The 255-nt window shown below is 39.6% G+C and carries 1 pseudogene; it reads right to left on the minus strand.

The window, feature by feature from the left end:
• Window positions 1-255, minus strand: a pseudogene (locus SB773_RS35420) (IS110 family transposase); the annotation flags it as partial.

Here is a 255-nt window from a genome sequence, read left to right on the forward strand (position 1 = left end):
ATCTACCAACACCTTTTATCGCTAGCATTTGTGGCACACCTGGTATTTCATCAAGTAAACAATCTATTTTTGTATCCAATTCTTCGAATTTTAAGTGGATTAATTCATATTTAGCCAGAAGCGTTTTCAGCTCCAGTTTTGCCATTTCGGAGCCTTGCCGAAGTCCGATGGACTTACTGGCTGCTTGCTTTAACTTACGAATTTTGCTTAGATCTACACTTCGGGTCACGGTTTTTCTTAAGTGGGCTAACAGTT

It is taken from the genome of Bacillus sp. SIMBA_074 (assembly GCF_046534555.1).
Taxonomy (GTDB): Bacteria; Bacillota; Bacilli; order Bacillales; family Bacillaceae_G; genus Bacillus_A; species Bacillus_A mycoides.